The organism is Aeromonas popoffii (assembly GCF_037818705.1).
GTDB lineage: Bacteria > Pseudomonadota > Gammaproteobacteria > Enterobacterales > Aeromonadaceae > Aeromonas > Aeromonas popoffii.
The window spans coordinates 1,709,549-1,728,505 of record NZ_CP149129.1 but is presented as its reverse complement, the minus strand read 5'-3'; the positions used below and the strand labels follow the sequence as shown (position 1 = coordinate 1,728,505).

The following is an 18,957-nucleotide window of genomic DNA, read 5'->3' as shown; positions in this document are numbered from 1 at the left end:
CGCCCCCTACCAGCGACACTGCTGACGCACGGGGAGCAGTGCCTCTTTCAGACCACTGAGATCGACCCGCAGCAAGGCGCCGTTGTCGGCCCGTACCTGCAGCTCTCGATGGCCAATCCAGCGCTTGAGCTCCTCAATGGCGGGCAGGCCGCGGCCATATTCGAGCAACAGCCCCTGATCCCGGATAAACCAGCTCTGGTCACTGCTGCTTGGCTGGCCGTCCAGCTCAACCTGCACCGTCTCCCCCGCCCAGGGGGAATCGAGCCGCAGCCGGATATGGGTGATGCTATCGACACACCCTATGGCCAGGGTCGCCCCGCGCAACGCGGGACGGGTGAGCGTTGCGCTGCCACGCCCCTCATCCTGCTGTAGCAGGAAGGGAGGGCTGTCCGGCGTGCGAGCCTGCTCCTGTGCCCAGATGGCCTGCCAGGCGGCAGACTTGGGGGCGCCCCCCTCGCTCGTCTGGGTCACACCATTGCCAAGGGCGTCATAACAGGCGAGCCGGATCAGCGGCGATGGCTCGCGGCGGCACGCCTGCCAAGACGCCATGTCCAGCGGGGCCACGGCGCTGCTGGTGGCCAGCAACAGCGGCAACAAGCCGGGGATGTTCATCAGTTCACCTCCAGTTTCTGGCACTTGTGATCCAGAGTGCGCTTGGGAATATTGAGGCTCTCGGCCACCAGCATGCGGTTGCCCTGGAAGTAGCGCAGGCGCGCCTCGATGACGGAGGCCTCGTACTGCTGCATGGCCCGGCGCAGATCGCGGATATGGTTGTAATCATCCAGCGCATCGGGCAGCTCGGCACAAACCCGATCCCGCAGCTCCGGCGGCAAGGCGCTGAGCCCCACCTCTTCACCGTGACGGGTGTGGGCACAGGCGACCTCCAACAGATTGCGCAGCTCGCGCACGTTGCCGGGGAAGTCGTAACTTTGCAGCTGCGTCAAAAACTTGCGCTGCAACCCCGCCAGGGTCTTGCCATCCTGGGTGGAAAACTGGGCCATGAAGTGCTGGCACAACAGGGGGATATCATCCATGTGCTCCCGCAGGGGGGCGATGAGCAGCAGACACTGGCAGAGGCGGTGGTAGAGATCGCCCCGGAACTGCCCCTCCTCCACATGGCGAGTGAGTGGCTGATGGGTCGCGGCGATGAGGCGAAAATCGGAGTAACACTCCTGCTCAGACCCCAGTGGCCGGTAACTGCGGGTTTCGAGCACTCGCAGCAACTTGGCCTGCATGGCGGCGGGCATGTCGCCCACCTCGTCCAGAAACAGGGTGCCACCGTTGGCCTGGGCCACCAGCCCGGTCTTGTTGGCAAGGGCACCGGAGAAGGCCCCCTTCTGATAACCGAACAGCTCGCTCTCAATGAGGTTTTCGGGGATGGCGGCGCAGTTGATGGCCACAAACGGCTTGGCTGCGCGCTCGGAGCACTGGTGCACCAACCGGGCAACCACCTCCTTGCCGCTGCCCGTCTCCCCCTGAATGAGCACGCTCAGCTTGTGCTGGCCCGCTTGGGCGATCTGCTCGCGTAATCCGCGGATCACCGCTGACTGGCCGATAAGCTGATCGCCGAGCAGCTTCTCATGCTGACGCTGACGCTCCCCCTCTCCCTTCATCTGGCGCAGAGAGTCACGCAGTACTCCCTGATCCCGGCGACTGCGTCCCAGCTCGCGAATGAGGGTGAGCTGGTTGCAAAACACCTGTGACAGCTGGGCCAGTTCAGGGCGACCTGCCCACTCCTGCAGCACATCACCGCCGTCCATCATGGCCAGCACGGCAAACGGCTTGCCGTTGCCATCACTGAGGGGAAAGGCGTGCAGGCCACACTGCTGACCCAGGTTGGCCAGCAGGGAGCGAAACGCGGTGTGCTCGATGCGGGCTCCGCCGTGCAAGGAGTCCCAGGTACGGGACTGGGCCTTGTGCAACACATAGGCAAGCGGGTGGGAAAAATCATCCACCGCCAGCGCCAACGCCACCGCTTGCCCCTTGACCCAGCCGGTGCATTCGAGCTGGCGACCGCTCACATCCAGCATGCCAAGCAGGATACCCTTGGGCTGAAAGCTGGCATTGAGGGTCGAGGTCCACCAGTGACACAGGTGCTGCTCATCGCGCTGCTGTGTCAAGGCGAGGGCAAATGCGAGGGCTTGTTCCATGCTCAGCCCTCCACCTCGGCGACGAACTGGCGCTCGCTCACAGAGAAACGCACCCGCTTGATAGGCTCACCGGCCGAGAGACGCTGCAACAGTTGCAGGGAGACTGGCGGCAGCAGGGCACCGTCGATGACAGACTCCAGCATCCGGGCGCCGTTCTCGCTGCGATTGGCACGGCGCAGTATCTCCTCGGCAACCTCCTCCTCCAGTACCACCTCGGCACCGAAACGTTCCTTGAGCAGCTTGACCAGCCGGTTGAGCTTGCCACCCACAATCTGCACCAGGGTATCGTGGCCCAGCGGCAGGTAGGGGATCACCTCCATCCGTGCCAACAGGGCAGGTTTGAAGAAGGCGGCCAGCTCCGGATAGAGCGCATCCAGCAGCGCGTCGGGCTGCTCGGCGTAATCGACTATGGTCTGGAAGCCGAGGTTGGAGGTGAGGAAGAAGACCACGTTCTTGCAGTCGATGATGCGCCCTTCCCCATCGGCCAGCTCGCCCTTGTCGAACGCCTGATAGAAGAGATTGAGCACATCCGGATGGGCCTTCTCCACCTCGTCCAGCAGCACCACCGAATAGGGTTTCTGACGAATGGCCTCGGTCAGCACGCCCCCCTCGCCAAAGCCGACATAGCCGGGAGGCGAACCGATAAGACGGGAGACTGTGTGCTTCTCCTGATACTCGGACATGTTGATGGTGGTCAGGTACTGGCGACCGCCAAACATCAGCTCGGCAATCTGCAACACAGTTTCGGTCTTGCCGACCCCGCTTGGCCCCACCAGCAGGAAAGCGCCCAGCGGACGACCCGGACGACGCAAATCGGCGCGGGCGGTCAGCAGGTGTTTGTGCAGATGCGCCACCGCCACATCCTGTCCTTTAATGAGATCCCCGAGGTACTCGGGCAACCGGGTCACCACGTCAAGCTCCCCTTGCGAGATGCGGTTGAGCGGCACACCTGTCCATTCGGCGATCACGGCAGCCACTTGGGTCTTGTCGACATGGGCTGAGACCAGCACCTCGCCCTGCTGCAGGGCAGTCAGCTCGCGCTCGAGGGCCGCCAGCTGGTCAGCGGCGGCTTGTGGATCCAGCGGGACATCGGCGAGATCCAGCGCCTCTCTGGTCAACAGCTCATCCTGCTGATCGGCCAGCAGCGCGGCACGCAGCTCGACAATCTGATGCACCAGCCCCTGCTGCTGTTGCCACTGGGCCTCCTGCTCACGCAGGGTGTCACGGCAGGTCTGCTGGGCGGTTTGCAGTTCGGCGAGCCGCTCATCGTTGTCACCCAGACCTATCAGGCTCTGGCGCTCCAGTTGGCGGATCTCCAGCTCACGCTGGCGCAACGCGTTTTGCAGGTGGCTGACGGCGCGCGGCGGCGTGGTCAGGTTGATGGCCACCCGGGCACAGGCGGTATCGAGCACGTCGATCGCCTTGTCCGGCAGCTGACGACCGGAGATGTAGCGGGCAGAGAGCTGGGCGGCGGCTTGCAGCGCCTCCTCATCGATCAGCACCCCATGGGCCTTCTCGTAGATGCTGCGCAGGCCGCGCAGGATCACGGTAGCCTCCTCGGCATTGGGCTCACCCACTTTCACCAGCTGGAAGCGGCGCGACAGGGCGGCATCTTTTTCCACGTATTTCTTGTACTCGCCCCAGGTGGTGGCGGCGATGGTGCGCAGCTCACCCCGGGCCAGCGCTGGCTTGATAAGGTTGGATACATCCAGACCGCCCGCCTGATTGCCCGCCCCGATCAGGGTGTGGGCCTCATCGATAAAGAGGATGACAGGACGCACCGCATCCTTGACCTCCTGCATCACCCCCTTGAAGCGCTTCTCGAACTCCCCCTTGACCGAGGCGCCCGCCTGCATGGCGCCAAGATCCAGCGTCATCAGCTCCACATCGCGCAATTTTTCCGGCACCTGACCCGCGACGATGCGCAGGGCCAGCCCCTCGATCAGGGCACTTTTACCGACGCCCGCCTCCCCCACGACGATGGGGTTGTTTTTGCGGCGACGGGACAGGATGTCGATCATCAGATCGATCTCGTGATCCCGGCAGAGCACGGGATCCAGACTACCCTGACGGGCCTGTTCGGTGACGTTGACGGTGAAGCGAGCCAGCAGGCTGGCATCGGCTGGCAGGGCTGCCTGGGTAGCAGCGCCGCTGGCGGAGACGGTCACTTGCGTTTCGGCAGACTCTTTCACCCACTCATCGAACTGCTGGCGCAGCAGCTCGCGATTGACGTTGGCCAAGAGCCGGGTCACCGACCCCGGCAGGTAGCGCTGCGGGGTCATCAACAGCACCAGCAGCATGACGCCGCTGCGAAGCTGGGCGTGTTGCAACTCGGCAGAGGCCAGCAGCCAGCTGTCTTGCAGCCACTCCACCAAGAGCGGCGAGAAGGAGGGATAACCCTGACCATAGCCGTGATCGGCGGCCGAAGGTTGCAGCAAGGTTCTGAGTTCTTCGACCTCCACCTCGGCCCGCTTGAGGATCTGGCGCACATCGCTGAGCGGGGTATCCAGCATCTTCAGCAGCAGGTGCTCGATGCGGATCTCGGCCCCCTGATGGTTGACGCAGAGGGCCGCGGCCTCCTCCAACATGTGACGGCAGATGGGGTTGAGTCTTTCCACCAGTACCGGTAGCTCTATACGAATCAAAGCATGCTCTCCTCAGAATAATTATTTTAATAATTCGCCCAGTTGACGCAGTACGTCCTGGGTCTGGTTATTGAGTTGGTGGTGGTACAGGCCAAAGATGATGGCCAGGATCAGGGCCCCGCCCATGAACAGGCTGCGCAGGGAAATCTGTTTGCGCAGCTGGTAGCGGGACGCCTGCTGGCCGAGGTCGAGGTGGAACACGCTGGGGGCCTCACCGCTGGCCTCGGGGGCAAGCAGCTTGTGCAGCTGTTTGACGATACGCTCGAACTCGTCACGGCCCTGGCTCATCACCTTGTAGCGCCCTTCGAAACCGAGGCACAGACACAGGTAGATGAACTCCAGGATGTCGCGGTAACGCACCGGATCTTCCTGCAGACGGGTGAGCAGCACGAACACCTTCTCGCCGCCCCAGGTCTCGTTGTGAAAGCGCGTCAGCAATGAGTGCTCAGACCATTCGCTCTGGCTGCCCCAGTCGCGGCCCATCACGGCCTCGTCAATGAAGGTGCAGAGGATGTAGCGAAACGAGAGGACTACGCCGTTCTCGTAACCCTGGGCCATCAGCTCCTGTTCGATGGTCTGGATCTCGGTCACCACCCGCTGATAGAGATCGGGCACCCTGTCGTAACGCGACAGCAGGCGTACCCGCTGCACCAGCCCCAGCAAGGGGGTCACCGCATCTATCATGGGGTTGATGCTCTGGCCCCGCAGGCGGAACCAGTAGTCCGAATCCATGTCCAGCTGCTCGGCATGATCGAACAGCAGATCGCTGAGTTGCTCGTTCTTGATAATGTCCGTGGTCATCTCTGCTTATTCCTTGATGCGATCACTGGCTGCGAATAGCCCAGAGCTGCATGTCGAGCTCGGGGAAATCACCGGCAATGTGGAAGGCGAGCGTGTTACTGACCGCCAGCATCTGCCAGGCAGGGCTCTGCCTGTCGAGCTGGAAGTAGCTGTAACCGGCGTGATAGGGCAACTGGCGCGGTGCCACCGGCAGCGGCAGCAGCGGGATACCGGGCAACTGCAGACTGATGAGCTCGCGGATCTTGTCGCTCGACGCCACCTTGGTCTGCTGCAACAGCTGCTTGCGCAACTGCTCCTGCGGCATGCGGGCTCGCACCGCCAGCACGAAGTCGGCGCTTTGCATCAGCTCGCTCTCGTTGACCATGGCCACCATGATGCCGTACTGGTGCTTGCGCAGCTGGATGGAGACGGCACGCGGCGACAGCACGGTACTGAGGGCCTGACGCAGGGCCAGCATCACAGGCTCGAAACTCACCTGCTGATCGTCGTGACGATAGGCGGCAAACTCGGGCGGCAGACGGGATTCATCGGTAAAGGTCATCAACTCGCCACAGATCTGCACCAGGGCCTCGTGCAACCGCTCGGGATGCAGGGTGCCAAGGCGTGACAGATGAGAGAGCTGGGGCTGAGCGCGGTTGAGCAGCTGCAACATCATGAACTCGGCCACATCGGCAACCCCCTGCTGACCGGGGGCAGCGATACGCTGGGAGAGGCTGCGGGCCCGCTCGGCCACGAGGCCCGCCGACTCGCCGAGGAAGCGCTTGAGGGTCGGGATGGCGGAAACGCTGATGCTGCAGGGCATGAAGTTGGGATCCAGCACCAAACCGCCGTCGGGCCGCTTGTCCAGAATACGGGCGATGGCGAGCGAGGCATAGGCGCTGCGATCTTCCCGCTCCAGCATCAGCCGCATGCTCACACGCCCCACTTCCAGGGAGACCACATCCCCCCCCTCGCTGTGCAGGTCGCGTACATCGTGGCGATGGGCCTGCAAGCGGGTAGCCACCTGGCCGCCCTGATTGACCTCGTTGACCCCGCTCACCGACAGCGGCAGCGCCAGATAGACCTTCTGGTTGGCCACCGAGGCGTCGGTGATCTCCAGCGGCGTCGGCAGCACATCGTCGTTCGGGATGTTGAAGACGGTACCGTCCGGCAGTATGCCCGTGGCGCCCACCAGGGCGATGCGGCCAAAACCGAGATAATCCTCGTTGATGGCGAGTGACTGCAGCCCGTAGAAATAGTCAGACAGCGCGCTCAGGCGAGCGTGCAGCGCATATTCTGAATGTCTTTGTTGTTGCTGGAAGTGCTGGGGCTTGATAAAGAGCCCTTCACGCCAGATAACCCGATTTCGACTCGACATGGTTATTCTTCTTCTTTTTGTAGTTCCACTTCATCCAGGCGCAGGTGCACCAGGATGTGATAGGCCGTTCCCTTGCTCTTGACCTTGATGACCTTGCGCCACTCGGCGCTGTCCGGATCGGCGTAGCGTGCAATCACGCCGATGTAACGGGTCTTTTCGTCAAGCTTGACGGGGGGCAGGTATTTGAACTGGCCGGGCAGCAGGGTGTAGTCCTGATGATCCAGGTAGTTTTTGCCAAGGGCCTTCTCTACATCCGCCGTCACCTGGTCATAGTCGGTGGCGAGCAGCTTGGAATCTTCCGCCAGCACCACAACCTGAAACTCGATGGGCGCCGCCTCCCCGCTCTCGTTGGGGTTGACGTCGGGCTCCGCCAGCAGGCTCAGCCCCAGGGTAGAGGGCTGGTCACCATTGCTGCCCACCTGGATATCCGGATCCATGGCCACGTCGGCCATCTTGCCCATGGTGGTACACCCGGCCAGGGCCAGCAGACAGGCCCCCAGCATCAGCGCACGTATCATCCAATCAGTCCCTGTTGCTGACGCACGGCCTGGTCATATGCCTGGGCATAGACCTGATGGAACAGCTTGTCGAACCCCTGCTGACGGGCAGAGGTCAACTCACGGTAGTAGTGCTGATACATGTTCCAGGCCCAGCCTTCATCGGCCACACCCGGAGCACCGGTACGGCGGTAGTGTTCGAACCGCCCGAGCAGCGCCTCTGGTGAAAACGCCTGTAATATGCTGTCAAGGGCCGCGCCTATGGCCTGCTGGTTTGCGACGTGATGAATGCGCACATTGCGCAGGCTCTCGGCCACCGCCGCCGGCGCGGTCAGATGAACCGGGCTCTTCTGCTCGGCGAACATCACCGCCAGGGTCTCGTCATAGTCGAGCCCGAGGCGCAGCGGGTTGTCCTCGATGGGGCGCAGGTGCCGATCCGCCAGCGCCGCCTGATCGGTTTGCAACTGCAGCAGCCCCTCCACCATGGCACGCACCGTTTTGCCCATCTCTTCGAGCATGTCGTGAGCCTGCTGGGTATCTTGCAGCTGCAGGGATTGACCCAGGCCACGCATCAAGGGGGTCAGTGCCACGTGATCCACACCATCCAGCGAAGGGTGGTAGTCGGGGTGATTCTCTATGGTGGGCATATCCAGAAATTCTTGGTTCATGGTGTTCTCGACAGCAGAAAAAGGGGCAAGGGATACGGCGTCCATATCCGGTTGTGAACGTAGTGGTGCCTGCAGGCGGGAGTCCGCCAACGGGGACGGCGCCGCGCGCTCCTGCTGCAACGCCAGCAAGGGATCGACGGCGAGGGTGAGCGGATCGGCCATGGTCCGAGCGCCGTGCTCATCGCAGGTCAACCACTCATCGAGCTGCTCGGAGGGGCGGTTGCCCAGCACCTGTTGCAGGCTCTGCTCGGGGGAGATGGCCCCCAGATAAGCCCGCATCCGGAACGGGCCGACGATCAGTTCGTCACCCTGTTCGAGATGCACCTTGCGGGACCGCCCTATGGGCGAGGTCGCACCGTTGATATAGGTCTGACCGCTCAGATCACACAGGCAGAAGCGACCATCGTTGAGCTCGACTCTGGCGTGAGCCGACATGACGGCCCCCAACCTGTCCTTCAGTTGCCAGTCGTCCTGCTCGGAGGCGCCCAGAGTGCCCCCCATTTCGTCGAAGCGATACTGCACCTGCTGGCTGCCGTCGAGCTGCTCGCTGTTGAGCACCACCAGGGAAAGTTGCTGGTTAAAGTCGTCCACATTCACTCCTGCACTGATTCCGACACTGAATTTCCTGCGCTTATTCCTGTACACAGATAGTCACGAACGGGTCACTCGGCGGTTGGCCGAGAAAGGTACTCCAGCCCAGGCGCGCACTCTGTTCCTCCCCCAATCGCAACCCCCGGGCCTGCTCCTGGCCGAAACCGAGTCGCAGATCCCAGGCCAATTGGTCGCGCAGGATGAAGGAGACAAAGGTCACCAGGGCGTGAAAGTGCTCCCCGTTCGGGAGAAACCCGAGAAACTGGCCAAAACTCAGGTTGTTGATCTTCAATAAAAACTTGCCGGCGCAGTCGTTCACCTTGTCGCCGATGACAAAGTCGCTCCCCAGGGTGGCGCAAGCACCGCCCAGCCGGTTTTGCTGATCTTGCTGGATGGGCACCTTGCGCCACTGCCAGGCACTCACCTCCACATCCGCCAGATCGAAACAGTGTGCCACCAGACCGGCTACCACCTCGGGGGAGCGACTGGGGCTGGCCAGCATGCCCGCGTAAGAGAGCATCTTGGCGCGGTTGACTGGCAGGCTCTGGCAGACCGCCTCGTTACCCAGCCCCACCAGGGCAAACATCAGGCGGGAAAATCCATCTTCGCCGTTGTCCTGAAAGCGCACGTGATAGCGATACTTGCGCCAGATCCGGTGCAGCAGGGTCAGCAGGCGGTGATGAAAGAAGTCCAGAAACAGACCCAGCTTCTGCTCACCCTGGGCGTACTCCCACGCCAGTGAGTCCAGGTAATAGCCCGGCATGGGAGACTGGCTGCCATGCAGGCCGAGGAAGGCTACCTCCAGCTCGTGGCGACCCTTGCCATCTCTACCTATCTGCAACACGTCGCTGGTGGGAAAGCCCAGAGAGGCGGTCGCCTTGAAGCGGATGTTCTCGTCACTCGGCAGATGGTCAAGGCCGCGCTCCTGATCGGCACCGTCCAGCCGGTTGAGCAGCTCAACCAGCTGGAAGAAGTTGAAGCGAGGTGCGTCCCTGGTGGACGTCACATCAGGGAGTGCTGACCGATCTGGACTGGCCATTGATAGCGCTCCTTGTTGTCGAGATTGACCACCTCAAGCAGGTGGAAGGCGTTGACGCTGGCGTACAGCGAGAAGAAGTGCGCCAGTACTGTGCTGAACAGGTAGAGCTCCCCTTCGCTGCCAAACGCGGACTGGCGAATGGAGAGCACCGACTTGAGTCCACGCACCGGCATGCCCCGCACCAGACGGTCGACCGGGGTGGTTTCAATCTCCTCGATCCCCGCCAGCCGCTTGCGGGACGCCTGCTCCGCCTGCTTGTCATACAACGCAGGAAAGTCATAGGTACGCAGCACCTGCACCAGGGCATCCCGGCGCAGCAGGGAGACATAGTTAAGCGACAGGTTGGAAATGAGGGTCCAGTGCAGGCTGCCATCGAGTGCCGGGCGCAGCGGCCGGGTCGGCCTGATCAGGTTGCGAAAAGTGGCAAACGAGGGTGAACTGCCGGTCGGCACGCAGATGCTGCCAACCTTGAGACGAGCGGCGCGGGAGCGATTGGTGCAGGTGAGCGTGACAGAAATGGATTCATCCAGATCGATGGTGGTGGTTTCATCACCCCGCACGAACGAAAGGCTGTGCTCGAAACCATCGCCGCTGACCGACTCCCTGACCCGCACCCGGTAATAGAGCGCCAGCCTGTGCTTGGCACGTTCAATCTGGTGCTGAAAGCTTTCGAACGGCTGATAGATACGCGGCGTACCGCGGGAGCGGCCCAGATTGCCCTCGACCCACCCTTCAACCTGATCCACCGAGAAGATCTCGAAACTGTCAGCATGGCGATAGCTCGCCTTGAGGGGATACTCCGCCTGACGTCCGTTGAGATTGACCGGCTCACTGTCGTGCTGAAACAGGTTGATGGCCGGCACGCAGTTGAGCATGAAAGAGTCAGGGCGGATCTTGAGCTCCGCCGGCAGCGGCCGGTCGAAACAGAAATGTATTTTGAATTCACTCACCGGTAGCGGCTGTTTGGGCCACTCGCCACCCGAAAGTTCAAAGAAGAGGAAGCTCTCCGGGAAGCAGAAATACTCCTGCAAGATCCGGTAGCCGGAGTAAACGTTGTTCGGATAGGGCAACAACGCATCATCGCGCTCGAAGCCGACCGACTTCAACGCTTTGGCCTCCTGGCGAAAGCGCTTGCCATCGATCTCCAGCTCTATGTGGGAGAGCTGGTTGGAGAGCCAGAAGTAAAGCTCATAGGCGGTATAACTGTCGCCACCGAGGAAAAAGCGCAGCTTGTCCAGCTGCAGTTCGCTCAATGGCAAAGGAGCATGCAGGGCGATATCCAGCGAGATGGTGGAGAGATCGTTGCCACTTTGCGCCGAAATATGATGGATATCTGCCGGATAGACCCAGGTATCGTGACAGGTCTGAAAATGACAGGTCACCTCATCGATGGGCAGGCTGTCGAGCTGGCAACCCTGCCTGACCAGCGCCGGTTGGGCGATGGCCCCCGGAATGACCGAAAACTGCATGATGGTCATACTGGGTACGGGACGCAGATAGTTGGGCCAGAGCATATTGAGCAGACCATGGGTCAGCTCGGGGAACTCATCCTCGATCTTGGCGCGCAGGTTGCCCGTGAGAAACGCAAAACCTTCCAGCAGGCGTTCCACATCCGGGTCGGTATTCTGCTCCGACAGAAAACGGGTGAGTTCGGGATAGGCATCGGCAAATTCGCGCCCTTGCAGGCGCAAAAATGCCAACTCATCCCTGAAGTAATGTTCCAGCGACATTGATCAGACCATGCGGTAGTGACGGTGACTGTCCATATGGACGTTGAACGAGGTAACCTGCTCGATATGCTCCAGCCTCACGTGGGCCGTCACCTGAAATGACATCTCAAGCGGGCTAGCCTGATGGTCGGGTGAACAGACATCCACATGAATGATCCGAGGTTCATAACGACGGATGCATTGCCGGATCGCCTCACGGATCCGCCCCTTGATGTCCGCACTGCCCTGGGTGGCATCATTGAAATCGATGACACCCAGCTCAGGCGCACTGCGGCAATTACCGGGACGGGTATTGAGGATCTGCTCGAGCTGCCGCTTGACAGAATCAACCAATTCCTCAACTTCCGAATGGGGGGAAGAGCCAAGCCCCTCCCCCCGGATACGATCAAACAGACTGGCCGCATTTCCTCTATCCCAGGAAGAGAGATACGGCATCGGGCATTATTCCTTGTCCAGTCGACCTACCAGAGACAGCTCGAAGCTGGCCCCCATGTACTTGAAGTGCGGACGCACGGCCATGGCAACCTGGTACCAACCCGGCTCCCCTTCCACGTCCAGCACCTTGATCTGAGCGGCACGCAGAGGGCGACGGCTACGCACGTCTGCCGGCGGGTTCTCTTGATCGGCAACGAACTGCTTGATCCAGCCATTCAGTTCACGCTCCAGATCCTGACGCTCCTTCCAGGAGCCGATCTGCTCGCGCTGCAACACCTTGATGTAGTGTGCCAGGCGATTGATGATGAACATGTAGGGCAGCTGGGTGCCCAGCTTGTAGTTGGTCTCCGCTTCCCGGCCTTCCTTGGTGTTCGGGAACACCTTGGGTTTTTGCACCGAGTTGGCAGAGAAGAAGGCCGCATTGTCACTGTCTTTGCGCATGGTCAGGGTGATGAACCCCTCTTCGGACAGTTCATATTCGCGACGGTCGGTGATGAGGACCTCGGTCGGGATCTTGGCTTGCAGCTGACCCATGGCCTCATACACATGTACCGGCAGATCGTGGACGGCGCCACCGCTCTGCGGGCCTATGATGTTCGGGCACCAGCGGTATTTGGCGAAGCTGTCGGTCAGGGAGGTGCCCATCAGGTAGGCGGTGTTGCCCCACAGGTAGTGGTCGTGATCCGAGCTGATATCTTCTTGATAGTTGAAGCCCTTGATGGGGTTCTCGGTCGGATCGTACGGCAGACGGGCCAGGAAACGCGGCGCTGTCAGGCCCAGATAGCGGGCATCCTCCGACTCTCGCAGTACGCGCCACTTGCTGTAGGACGGACCTTCGAAGACCGATTTGAGATCCTTGATAGAGGACAGATCGGTGAAGTTGTCGACGCCGAAAAAGGCGGGGGCAACCGAGGAAATAAAGGGGGCATGGGCCATGGCACCGACGGCACTGACATACTGCATCAGCTTGATATCGGGTGAGCTGTGGGTGAAAGCATAATCCCCTATCACGGCACCGACGGGCTGCCCGCCAAACTGGCCATAACCGCTGGAATAAACATGCTTGTAGAGACCAGACTGGGTGATTTCAGGAGAAAACTCGAAATCCTCCAGCAGCTCCTCCTTGGTCGCATGCAACACCTGGATCTTGATGTTTTCACGAAAATCGGTGCGATCCACCAGCAACTTGAGTGAACGCCAGGAAGACTCCATCTCCTGCAGCTCTTTGGCATGCAGGATAACGTCCATCTGCTTGCTGAGCTTCTTGTCGAGCTCGACAATCATGCTGTCTACCAGCGCCCTGTTGACCGGATCGCTGGTGGTTCCGTTATCAAGGATGTTAGCGATCAAGGCGGCAACGCCTTGCTTGGCGACACTGTAGCCTTCATCAACCGGAGTGATGCGGGCCTGCGCCATGATTTCGTCCAGCAAGGACGAGGGAGCGGCACTCGCCCCCGCTTGAACCTGTTCTTCGACCAAAGACATGTTTTATTCCTTTCTCGTCAATCAATCCAACCAGCCGATCACTCGGCAGGTTTAATCAAATCCAGCTCCTTGAGCAGTTGCTCACGAGCCTCATCACTGGACAGCAGATCCTGCAAACGATTGCGGAAGGAGGGAATATTTCCCAATGGTCCCTTCAGGGCAACCAGCGCCTCGCGCAGTTCCAGCAGCTTGCGCAGCTCGGGTACTTGCTGGGCCACGCGGTCAGGGGTGAAGTCTTCCAGAGACTGGATCTTGATCGAAACCGGCATCTCCTCCTGGCTGTTCTCCTCCAGGCGATTGGGAACGTAAAAATTCAGTTCCAGTGCAGATTCTTTCATGACGGAAGAAAAATTATTCTTGTCGATGGAGACGGTCTGACGCTCCTCGATAGGCGTTTCTTCGGCACGTCCTTTCATATTGCCTACCACCATCATGGTCAGCGGAAGTTCAACCTCCCCCTGTTGCCCAGTGGTTGCTGGCACATATTTAATATTGACGCGCTCTTTGGGCGCAACAGTGGCGCCATCGATACTCTTTCCCATGCTTTAAATACCAAGTTATGGACCTACTCAGACCCAAAATCTTATAGCCGATGGCTTAACCAACAACTGTAAAAAATGACAGTTGACGATATCGCTGGGTAGCGAAAGGAAAATCCATTGGCCGCTTGATATGTTTTTGATAAATAAAGAGTAGATACTCTAATAATCAAAAACACAGTATTAACCTTGTTAATCACACAACCCACTCATGCCTCCACTCTTTGTGAGAGGTCATATTGGCTGAAGAGCCATTTGCGACAAATGGTATATTTATATATTTACTCGCGTCAACAAGACATTGAAAACCCCAACAACCTAAAACAAAAAAATGAACAAAAACAATCGCTTAATTGCAAATCAAAGGCGTGGTAAAAAACAAAAAATATATATGCACCATATGCAAAAGAAAAAATGACATAAAGTTCCATGAATGAGCAAGAGACTAAATTTATTCACTCGCACCAGCATGCGACAAGTGTTGGCGCAGCAAGGTGGGCACACTGCAAGCGTCAATAACTGGCGCACAAAGAAAAACACCCTGATATTGATATAAAATAGCCATGACTGAGATGTCCCCTCTCCCTGCTAAAGAATGAAAAAGTTAATCATCAAAAAGCCACTTTGATGAACTCAAGTGCATCAATCATGGAAAAAGTCATTTAATGATATAAATAAAAATGATGACCTACCCTATTGATTCCTGCTTCTGCTGCTGAGCAAACCTGTGCTGAGCCAGCTTCTGACCGGCACTCTTTTCCTTCTCTGTCATGCCTTTTTCCAGCTCATCACGTGCCTTGGTCGCATCATTATTACCATCCGTCGCAGCGAGCAGGCACCATGCATAAGCATGCAGTCTGTTGCGCGGTACCCCCAATCCCTGCTCACGCATCACCCCCATGCGATACTGGGCCGATCTATGATGGGCGTTGGCAGCCAATCGATATAGTGGTAAGCCAGCTGGTTGCCATCGGGCAGCTGCCAGTGGGACAGCCGCCCCATGGCATCATGCTTGAAATAGCTGGAAGCCCAGCCCTGATGCTCGGCCAGCAGATTGCCTGCGGTATCGTATTCAAAGGTGAGTGGCCAGGCGCCATCATCCACCTGGGTCAACTGACCGTACTGGTCATAGCTGAACTGGATTTCACGGCCATCGGGCAAGGTTTTTGTCAGCAGCCGCCCCATGGGGTCTCGCTCATAGCGGGTGACCAGCTCGGTCTCCTGCTTGCCGAACTCGACCTTCTCGCTCAGGTGGCCATTGAGGTCATAGCGATAAGCGGTGGTGCGGCCATCAAAGCCGGTTTCCCGCGCGACCAGGCCATTGGGGAAGTAGTGAATGCGGTGCTGCTCGCCATGCTCGTTCTCAATCTCGCTCAAGAAGAGCTTGGCATTGTCGTAGCGATAGTTAAGCTCACTGCCGTCCGGGTTGATGCGGCGGCTCACCAGATGCAGGCCAGGGTGATAGTCGTAGCGGGTCTCGCGGCCCAGCTCGTCCCACTCGGCCGTCACCTTGCCGTAGGCGTTATATTCGAAGCGGCGGGAGCCACCACCAGGCAGATACACGGCTTGCAAGCGATCTGCCGCATTCCATTCGTAACGGGTAATCGCGCCACGCGGGTCGCGTCGTACAATCTGGCAGCCCCGGTCGTCGTAGTGGAAAATAAAAAACAAAAAGGTCAGAAAAATTTAACTCTGACCAGTTTGCCTATCCAAATTTTGAAAAAATATTAACTGAGGCAATAAAGGAGGGAAGTTGATTATTCGGCGACAACTAGAACTGGATAGATTTAGCAGCATGCCCGATTACGCTACGCTAATCGAGCATGGGCCCAGTCAAAATGGTTGGCATCCAGAATCCCAGTGGTGCTAAAAAACACCTCTTATATTCACACCATTCTTCAATAAGCAGGGGAAATACGTTTTCCGACACAAAAGCGATCTAAGTCAATCTCAAAAAACCAATCTTGAAAGTTATCAATCACTTTATCTAACGCCCCCGCTATAGCAATGCCACTAACAGAACTTGGATGTTGAGATATATATTGATAGAAGACATTCTCTGTTGAAGGGTGTATTTTCCCAATCATATTACCTGTAATATCATAAACAGTTGCATCAAGGTGATCCCCTGTGCCATATTCCATAGAAACCACTACGCTTTTTTTCTCCGAATACACCGCATAACCTTTATTGGGGTGTAACAATCTAATCAACTGCTCACCACAAGCCCATTCACTATACATGAAATCAGTATCATTAATTATTTTCACTTTATTTCCTTCACATCGACAACCTTAAGGTGATTCATTTTTTCAACTGGGTCTCGTGACAACCTCAAATTAATTTGATTCGCGCCACCAGTGAGATATTTATAACTACGATCAGGTAGTTTTTCAATCTGAGGCCCAACCGGGCCTGCTAGTACTTCAAAGGGATGCGTTACCTCATATGTAACCACGCGATCGATACCGGCTGGTTTCCATGACTGCTTTACAGCTAGTTTATCCCATACAAAGTCTGCAGAATTAATATTATCCATAGTACCAAACCCACCAGGGCTAGTTATTGGCTGACCAGGCCCCAATGCCATATTAAAACGTTCCCCCGACTCAATAATTCGGCTCTTGGGAGTAAATCCAACTGGCCATGGCGATTCATTATCCCTGAGCTCTTCGAATGCACTAACCAACGAATGGTCATCTTTAAACTGTCCAGCATGATGTTGTTCAAACTGCTTAAATACGTCTTGCTGCTCGGACGGAATTCTGGAACGCGGCAATGAATCAGGACATTGACCTAGCACATTGCTTAACCCCAACGGATCCACCCAACCAATCGGGTTGGGGGCATACTGGTAGTTGTTCAAACCACCTGCCAAGCCTATCGGGTCGGGGGTGATAAATCTACCCGTTTCAGGCTGGTAGTAGCGGTGACGGTTGTAGTGAAGGCCGGTCTCGGCATCAAAATATTGCCCTTGAAAACGCAGCGGCGTCGCCACTTCCGCTATCTCTTCCCGCCACACATTGCCATAGGCGCGATAACGCACCTGCCAAGCGGTCGCTCCATTGCCACGAGTCAACGCCAGCGGGGTACCGAGGTGGTCAAGCTGGTAGTGGAATACCTCTGCATCCGTCCCTTCACCTTCCAACTGCACCAATGGCTTGAAGCTGCCCGGTTCATAGATAAAGCTGCGGTATTGCTCGTCGGTGCGATGCTTATCACCATCAGGCTGATAACTGCTTTCGGCAATCAGGTTGTTGGCCTGCCACAAGAATTCAGTAACCTGCTCGCCCTTTGCCCCACTCACCGTCTTGCGAATACGGCGGCCAAAGGCGTCGTAGTCATAATTGGCCGTGGTGCCATCCGGCAGTTCAGCCCTGACTAGCTGATGCTGGCAGTCATAGTGATAGTGGGTGACCAGTGATTGGCCTTTGCCCCGTCGCTCGATGGCCAATCGACCAAATTCGTCGTACTCAAAATGGCGATCGCCACTCAACAGCAGCCGGTTACCCTGGGTGCGGGCCCCATCAAACTGGCCACCCAGCGTCTGGCTCAACAGGTTGCCCGCCGGATCGTGCAAGAACCGCTCGGTCAGTTCACCACGCACCTCCAGCAAGCGATCCAGCGGGTCGTAGCGGTAGTGCTGCTCCCCTTGCACGCTGTCATTGATCTGCAGCAGATTGCCGGTGCGGTCATAGCCGTAACGCCGCTCACGAGCGACCTGTTTGCCCCGTTGCAGTCGCAGCGCCGTCAGGCGCCCCTGCTCGTCATATTCGTATTGTTGGGTCAGCGCCCCCTGGCTGCGGCGCAGCTCCAATCCTCCAACCATCTGGTGGCGAGTCAGCTCGTCGCCGTTCAGATCAATCCCGCTTAGCTCGCCATTGAGGTAGTGGTAAGCCAGTTGGTTGCCATCAGGCAGCTGCCAATGGGACAGCCGCCCCATGGCGTCATGCTTGAAATAGCTGGAATCCCAGCCCTGATGCTCGGCCAGCAGATTGCCTGCGGTATCGTATTCAAAGGTGAGTGGCCAGGCGCCATCATCCACCTGCATCAACTGACCGTACTGGTCATAGCTGAACTGGATTTCACGGCCATCGGGCAAGGTTTTTGTCAGCAGCCGCCCCATGGGGTCTCGCTCATAGCGGGTGACCAGCTCGGTCTCCTGCTTGCCGAACTCGACCTTCTCGCTCAGGTGGCCGTTGAGGTCGTAGCGGTAAGCGGTGGTGCGGCCATCAAAGCCGGTTTCCCGCGCAACCAGGCCATTGGGGAAGTAGTGAATGCGGTGCTGCTCGCCATGCTCGTTCTCAATCTCGCTCAAGAAGAGCTTGGCATTGTCGTAGCGATAGTTAAGCTCACTGCCGTCCGGGTTGATGCGGCGGCTCACCAGATGCAGGCCGGGGTGATATTCGTAGCGAGTCTCGCGGCCCAGCTCGTCCCACTCGGCCGTCACCTTACCGTAGAGGGGAAGTAAACAAACAAAAAGGTCAGGACATTACGTTATCCAGACCTTTACACATCCACATTTTGGAAGAGGGCTGACTGAATTAATAAAGGTTCAGTCCAGTGTCTGGCGATAACCAGACCTGTACAGATTGCTCTGTGAATGCCCAATTACGCTGCGCTAATCGAGCCTACGGCCCTAGTCATAACCACTGCTCTATAGTACAGACGCCTTACACTGGTTAAAAAATCATCCAACCCAAGTTATCTCTATTGAGTTAAAATTCTCTCTTACTACTCAGCTTCGAACGCTTGTTCTCAGTAAAAATGGTGAGAGTCTCAATATTTATATTGGTCTAACCATAACGATACATAGCTTCATCAAGTAGCTCTTTCTCAGCATCAGAGTACTTTGATTGGTCATACCCTTTCATACTCTCCCAAATCCCCCTTATGGGTATTCGTCTATTCTTATCTTTGAGAATTTCAATCAGATTTTCATAGTCATAAAAAAAATCCTCTTTATGATTTTCAATAAGAATTATTAATTGTTCTCTAAAGTATTCACCTTCGGTCATAA

16 protein-coding genes and 1 pseudogene are annotated in these 18,957 nt (G+C 57.8%); all 17 read right to left on the bottom strand.

From position 1 onward, the window contains the following. Positions 1-6 precede the first annotated feature (6 nt). The 17 genes and pseudogenes from vasI to WJM78_RS08135 all read right to left on the bottom strand — a co-directional run bounded on the left by vasI (position 7) and on the right by WJM78_RS08135 (position 18,955). Complete coding sequence (gene vasI / locus WJM78_RS08215; protein WP_212512477.1) at positions 7-612, bottom strand: type VI secretion system-associated protein VasI; 606 nt, start codon at positions 610-612, stop codon at positions 7-9. Further along, positions 612-2,150 (bottom strand): sigma-54 dependent transcriptional regulator, encoded by a 1,539-nt coding sequence (locus WJM78_RS08210; RefSeq protein ID WP_339015038.1) that lies wholly within the window; start codon positions 2,148-2,150, stop codon positions 612-614. The genes vasI and WJM78_RS08210 overlap by 1 nt, the downstream gene beginning before the upstream one ends. Before the next feature lie 2 nt (positions 2,151-2,152). Beyond that, positions 2,153-4,795, bottom strand: coding sequence for a type VI secretion system ATPase TssH (gene tssH, locus WJM78_RS08205; RefSeq protein WP_042036275.1), 2,643 nt, complete (start codon positions 4,793-4,795; stop codon positions 2,153-2,155). Positions 4,796-4,816: 21 nt separating this feature from the next. Continuing rightward, on the bottom strand, positions 4,817-5,596 hold the full coding sequence (gene icmH, locus WJM78_RS08200; RefSeq protein WP_181364890.1) for a type IVB secretion system protein IcmH/DotU: 780 nt from the start codon (positions 5,594-5,596) through the stop codon (positions 4,817-4,819). A gap of 22 nt (positions 5,597-5,618) precedes the next feature. Continuing rightward, the gene (gene tssK / locus WJM78_RS08195) at positions 5,619-6,953 is read right to left on the bottom strand and encodes a type VI secretion system baseplate subunit TssK (protein ID WP_339015035.1); all 1,335 of its coding nucleotides are present in this window, start codon (positions 6,951-6,953) and stop codon (positions 5,619-5,621) included. Positions 6,954-6,955: 2 nt separating this feature from the next. Beyond that, positions 6,956-7,471 carry a type VI secretion system lipoprotein TssJ gene (gene tssJ, locus WJM78_RS08190; RefSeq protein ID WP_042036279.1) on the bottom strand — a complete coding sequence of 172 codons (516 nt, stop codon included), beginning with the start codon at positions 7,469-7,471 and terminating at the stop codon, positions 6,956-6,958. After that, positions 7,468-8,709: a type VI secretion system-associated FHA domain protein TagH gene (tagH, locus tag WJM78_RS08185; protein WP_339015032.1), complete on the bottom strand. Its 1,242-nt coding sequence runs from the start codon at positions 8,707-8,709 to the stop codon at positions 7,468-7,470. Before tagH ends, tssJ begins: the two co-directional genes overlap by 4 nt. A 40-nt stretch (positions 8,710-8,749) precedes the next feature. After that, positions 8,750-9,748, bottom strand: coding sequence for a type VI secretion system baseplate subunit TssG (gene tssG / locus WJM78_RS08180; RefSeq protein WP_042036282.1), 999 nt, complete (start codon positions 9,746-9,748; stop codon positions 8,750-8,752). Next, entirely contained in the window at positions 9,712-11,478 is a 1,767-nt protein-coding gene (tssF, locus tag WJM78_RS08175; protein WP_339015029.1) for a type VI secretion system baseplate subunit TssF, read from the bottom strand. The genes tssG and tssF overlap by 37 nt, the downstream gene beginning before the upstream one ends. 3 nt (positions 11,479-11,481) lie before the next feature. Beyond that, a complete protein-coding gene (gene tssE / locus WJM78_RS08170) occupies positions 11,482-11,913 on the bottom strand; it encodes a type VI secretion system baseplate subunit TssE (protein ID WP_042036286.1) in 432 nt (143 codons plus the stop codon). 6 nt (positions 11,914-11,919) lie between these two features. Next, complete coding sequence (gene tssC, locus WJM78_RS08165) at positions 11,920-13,398, bottom strand: type VI secretion system contractile sheath large subunit (RefSeq protein WP_042036288.1); 1,479 nt, start codon at positions 13,396-13,398, stop codon at positions 11,920-11,922. Between the two features lie 38 nt (positions 13,399-13,436). Next, on the bottom strand, positions 13,437-13,940 hold the full coding sequence (gene tssB, locus WJM78_RS08160) for a type VI secretion system contractile sheath small subunit (RefSeq protein ID WP_042036289.1): 504 nt from the start codon (positions 13,938-13,940) through the stop codon (positions 13,437-13,439). Positions 13,941-14,625: 685 nt separating this feature from the next. Further along, positions 14,626-14,829 (bottom strand): hypothetical protein, encoded by a 204-nt coding sequence (locus WJM78_RS08155; protein ID WP_422388441.1) that lies wholly within the window; start codon positions 14,827-14,829, stop codon positions 14,626-14,628. After that, a complete protein-coding gene (locus WJM78_RS08150; protein ID WP_339015026.1) occupies positions 14,829-15,608 on the bottom strand; it encodes a hypothetical protein in 780 nt (259 codons plus the stop codon). Before WJM78_RS08150 ends, WJM78_RS08155 begins: the two co-directional genes overlap by 1 nt. Before the next feature lie 227 nt (positions 15,609-15,835). Beyond that, on the bottom strand, positions 15,836-16,207 hold the full coding sequence (locus tag WJM78_RS08145; protein ID WP_339015024.1) for a hypothetical protein: 372 nt from the start codon (positions 16,205-16,207) through the stop codon (positions 15,836-15,838). Continuing rightward, positions 16,204-18,396 (bottom strand): annotated as a pseudogene (locus tag WJM78_RS08140) (RHS repeat-associated core domain-containing protein); the annotation flags it as partial. The gene WJM78_RS08145 and the pseudogene WJM78_RS08140, both read right to left, overlap by 4 nt. Positions 18,397-18,733: 337 nt before the next feature. Further along, positions 18,734-18,955: a hypothetical protein gene (locus WJM78_RS08135; protein WP_042036294.1), complete on the bottom strand. Its 222-nt coding sequence runs from the start codon at positions 18,953-18,955 to the stop codon at positions 18,734-18,736. Positions 18,956-18,957: the final 2 nt, after the last annotated feature.